The sequence below is a fragment of the Candidatus Thioglobus sp. genome, assembly GCF_028599055.1.
Classification (GTDB): domain Bacteria; phylum Pseudomonadota; class Gammaproteobacteria; order PS1; family Pseudothioglobaceae; genus Thioglobus_A.
This window is the reverse complement of sequence record NZ_JAQRMS010000104.1, coordinates 1-4,117: the sequence shown is the minus strand read 5'-3', so window position 1 is coordinate 4,117 and position 4,117 is coordinate 1. Positions and strand designations below refer to the sequence as shown.

Genomic DNA, 4,117 nt, shown 5'->3' with positions numbered 1-4,117 from the left:
AGATTGCGCATAGTCTTTTGCCAACGTTTGCGCCGCCATTGCAGCGCCCGATGCTGACAATCCAGTTGTGACAGCCATTAATAAACTCTTCATTTTCATACCGCCTCCTATTTTTCTTGTTGCTTCAGTTTAACTATACACCTCTTAAGAAACAAATTCAACAAACCACCCATTGACATCATCCAATAGGGATAATCTTTATTAATCAACCAAACCTACACCTAATGACCAACAAAACCGCTGCACAAATTTGGATCGATGCTGACGCTTGCCCGGTAGTTATTAAAGAAATTTTATTTAAGGCAGCTGATCGCACTCAAACCAAAACCACGCTAGTCGCCAATCACGCACTGCACTTACCACCCTCTCAATATCTAAATTTTATTCAGGTGATGCCGGGGTTTGATGTGGCTGATAATGAAATCGTTAAACAGCTTAAAGCACACGATCTGGTTATCACTAGTGACATTCCTTTGGCTGATGAAGCAATCACCAAAGGTGCAACAGCACTCAGCCCGCGAGGAGAATTATTCACCGCCGGTAATATTAAAGCAAAACTCAGTATGCGTGATTTTATGGATGTAATTCGCTCAAGTGGTGTGCAAACAGGCGGTCCACCACCGCTCAGTCAAGCAGATCGACAGAGCTTTGCCAATCACCTAGATCGTTGGCTAAATCAACATAAGGCTTAGCGCCAAGTTGGTTTCATGTAAACACCTGGTGTCGCTTCTTCAGCCATAATTTTGCCCGGCTCCATCATGGAGCGAATCCCTTGATCCATACCCGGCATCATAAATGAAGAAGATTGCGGTTGACGAAACTGCTGCTGAGGCTGTCCCGGATTAAACGGCATCATACTCATGCCACCAAAAGACTGCGCTGGCTGAGCTTGCCTACTATTACCACCACCCATTGCCCACGGCATCGGATTGTAAGCTGGTTGAGCGTTGTATCGCTGCCTTGGAGATGCATATCTTGGATTAGAATACCTAGGTTGAGCAAAGCTTTGTCCGCCCCACGGCATCGCACTACCGCCAAATTGTTGCATCGACGGCTGAGCAAACGTTTGCCCGCCAAATGGTGACATCATTGACGATGGATTGCCAAAATTAGCAAAAGCCATTGTGCTAATGCCAAATGTTATACCGATGCAAATTTTGATTAATTTGTGCTTTGTGTTCATATCTTCCCCAAGATTTAATTAGTATTAGCTTGAACTATACACGCTGATTAGCAAGCGCACAAGTGGTTTTTCAGCAAAATAAACAGCCAGCCCACTATACCGTTAATAATTCAGACCAATGGGTAGTAAATCGATTTGATTGAAACTCAGCCCTTGGCAGCCAACGATCATTACCCAACTCGCTCGCATAGCGTAATAAATTACCATACGGCTGATCCGCAAACTGAACACTTTTTTGACTAATGGCAAACAAGTCTTGCTGACTCTTATCTGGCGTTAAATTACCCAACATAACACCACCCTTATAAAATCCATAGCCCGGTTCATAAATTTGTTTAAGCAGCTTGGCACACAAAGGAATTAGCAAATTTTCATCGCTAATAGGTGTACTCATACCCATAGTTTTTGATAAGTTAATACACTCAACACCCTTTTTAAAAGGGTTTGTGTAGATAAACACACTCAGTGAAGTTGCCGCCAAAGACTGCCGGTTAAGCTTATTAACGGCTTTTCGAGTTAAGCTAGTTAACGCTTGGTTAATTTCATCAAAATCACTTAAATCCAGCCCAAAGGATCGTGAAGAAACAATTTGTTTTCTAGCAGGTGCAATTTCCTCTAACGCCAAACAAGCGTGCCCATACAACTCCCGATAGATGCGCTTGCCATTTACGCCTAACAAGGTTTCAATAATACCAATATCAGCCTGATAAAAATCATACGCACTATGAATGCCGACTTGCTGCAGCTTCTGTGCAGATTTGCGCCCCACACCCCATATATCACCCACTTCAACAGACTCTAACAATTTGTTAAATCGATCATTAGGCAGTGTGTCAATGTCAAACACGCCATTAAACCTTGGGTAAATCTTGGCAATTCGATTAGCCAGCTTGGCTAAAACTTTAGTACTGCCCATACCCACACAAACAGGAATACCCGTCCAAGATTTAACCTGATTTTTAAGTGCTTGCATGTGCGTGTTTAGATTCACCATTAAGCCTGATAAATCTAAAAAACTTTCATCAATTGAATACACTTCTTGCACAGGAGAATATTGACTAATCACCTTCATCACTCGTGACGACATATCGCCATATAAAGGATAGTTTGAGGACTTAACCACCACTGATTTATCGATAATCAAATCCTTAACTTGATAATACGGCACACCCATCTTAATCCCGAGTGACTTAGCCTCATTCGAGCGCGCAATCACACAACCGTCGTTATTACTCAAAACCACAATAGGCTCGCGCTCTAATTTTGGATCAAACACACGCTCACACGAGGCATAAAAATTATTGCAATCTACCAGGGCAAATTTTTGCTGATTAAGCTTAGGCATATTGGTGAATAACCGAGGTCACCACGCCCCAAATAATCAACTCATTGCCTTCACAAATTTCAATATCGTCAAACTCAGGGTTTTCTGTCTTTAGTGTAATCTTGCCTTTGTACTTATGCAGGCGCTTAACGGTAAACTCACCATCCACCACAGCAATCACAATCTTGCTACTTTTAGCAGGTAGAGATTTATCTACCACCAAAATATCCCCAGGATGAATACCTGCATTTAGCATAGATTCACCTTGTGCCCGCACAAAGAAAGTCGCCTCTTGATGGTGAATCAAGTGCTTGTTTAAATCAAGCCGATCCTCTAGGTGGTCATCCGCGGGAGAAGGAAAGCCCGCTTGCACACGTGAGGAAAAAATAGGAATAGACAAACTCGGTGCATTGGCATCAAATTCAAACACATTTACATCAGACTTAAGCTGGGATTTATACACATCTAAAGTAGATTTAACTTGGTCTACTAAGCTCACTGGCACGCGCATTACTTTGGTATCTTCTTTAAATTTACCCGAGTTCTTTTTGCGCCCAGCGCCCGTTCTGGCGCCCCCATGATTTTGTGTTATTGTATTCATTTGAATATTGTAACATAATTCAAATGAATGGAAAAAATATCTTAACAATAAGCCCTATTCAACAACTACTTTTAACGCCCAATAAGGCCTAAAATATCCACAATGGATCTTTTTAATGTTGCCCATGTAATCATCGGCGTTCTAATTGGCATGGCGGTTGAGCCTATGGGTAGATTTGCCCTTCAAGGGCCTGACGCCGCACCGCACTGGGTGTTAAGCAAAATTAGCAGAGCAGTAGTTGCTGTGCTAATGTGGGGTTTTGTTATATTCTCCGCTACGTTTGGATTTGAATACACCCTATACGCCGTACTAGAAATCGCGATTGGTGTTTTTATCTCTTACTATTTGGTGCGCAAGTAAAAATACTGCCATTAAAAAAAAATACCTGCTCCTATTTTTATAAATTAAAAGCAAACCAAGGATGATTTTAAATATTTGCTAAATTTTTAATCGCTTTAACGTTTTATCTATTCAGTATGATTGGCACATAACCCAAATTGATATAATCATTCAATTTTGCCGGTCCACTAACCGCCACATCAACAATATCAATATAAGCATCCTCAGAAACACCATTCCAAGACGAATTAACCCCACAAACATGAATGCCAACCCCTTGTTTTGACAGATTATTCAATAAAAAGACGGTATTTTGATTTTTTGCCAAATTTTTGCGCGTTAACTGAAACTGCTCATTACCATGAGAAATAATTGCAATATCTAAATTAGGGTATTTATGCCTTAATTGCCCAATTAATTGCTTTATTTTGGGCGCTGCCCAATCCCAAGCATCAGTTTTGTACTCTACCAGCTCAAAAACCACCCCGTCTGGCTCAATATTAGCGTCAATTAGCGCATTAACACTCGAATTCGAGTACTTTATAGCATTGGCATACGATTGACTGGCCAAAACAAGCATCAACAGCAATATTTTTACAAAATTATTAAAGATAAGCATAGTGACATTATCAAACAATTTTAAAAATTTAGCAAATTTTCAATATGAGGG

At 40.9% G+C, this 4,117-nt stretch carries 6 protein-coding genes; 2 read left to right on the top strand and 4 right to left on the bottom strand.

Going from position 1 to position 4,117, the window contains the following annotated elements:
• Nucleotides 1–224 precede the first annotated feature (224 nt).
• Nucleotides 225–692, top strand: a complete 468-nt coding sequence (locus PSN35_RS06360) for a YaiI/YqxD family protein (protein ID WP_300031027.1) — start codon at nucleotides 225–227, stop codon at nucleotides 690–692.
• Here the strand turns inward: PSN35_RS06360 and PSN35_RS06355 are convergent.
• The 3 genes from PSN35_RS06355 to PSN35_RS06345 all read right to left on the bottom strand — a co-directional run bounded on the left by PSN35_RS06355 (nucleotide 689) and on the right by PSN35_RS06345 (nucleotide 3,108).
• A complete protein-coding gene (locus PSN35_RS06355) occupies nucleotides 689–1,183 on the bottom strand; it encodes a hypothetical protein (RefSeq protein WP_300031024.1) in 495 nt (164 codons plus the stop codon). The two genes, PSN35_RS06360 and PSN35_RS06355, sit on opposite strands and share 4 nt — an antisense overlap.
• 94 nt (nucleotides 1,184–1,277) lie before the next feature.
• On the bottom strand, nucleotides 1,278–2,528 hold the full coding sequence (locus tag PSN35_RS06350) for a Y-family DNA polymerase (RefSeq protein ID WP_300031021.1): 1,251 nt from the start codon (nucleotides 2,526–2,528) through the stop codon (nucleotides 1,278–1,280).
• Nucleotides 2,521–3,108, bottom strand: coding sequence for a LexA family transcriptional regulator (locus PSN35_RS06345; RefSeq protein ID WP_300031017.1), 588 nt, complete (start codon nucleotides 3,106–3,108; stop codon nucleotides 2,521–2,523). Before PSN35_RS06345 ends, PSN35_RS06350 begins: the two co-directional genes overlap by 8 nt.
• 102 nt (nucleotides 3,109–3,210) lie before the next feature.
• Between PSN35_RS06345 and PSN35_RS06340 the strand changes: the two genes are divergently transcribed.
• A complete protein-coding gene (locus PSN35_RS06340) occupies nucleotides 3,211–3,468 on the top strand; it encodes a hypothetical protein (RefSeq protein WP_300031014.1) in 258 nt (85 codons plus the stop codon).
• Nucleotides 3,469–3,571: 103 nt separating this feature from the next.
• On the opposite strand, the gene PSN35_RS06335 is transcribed toward PSN35_RS06340, so the two are convergent.
• Nucleotides 3,572–4,084, bottom strand: a complete 513-nt coding sequence (locus tag PSN35_RS06335) for a DsrE family protein (RefSeq protein WP_300031012.1) — start codon at nucleotides 4,082–4,084, stop codon at nucleotides 3,572–3,574.
• Nucleotides 4,085–4,117 lie beyond the last annotated feature (33 nt).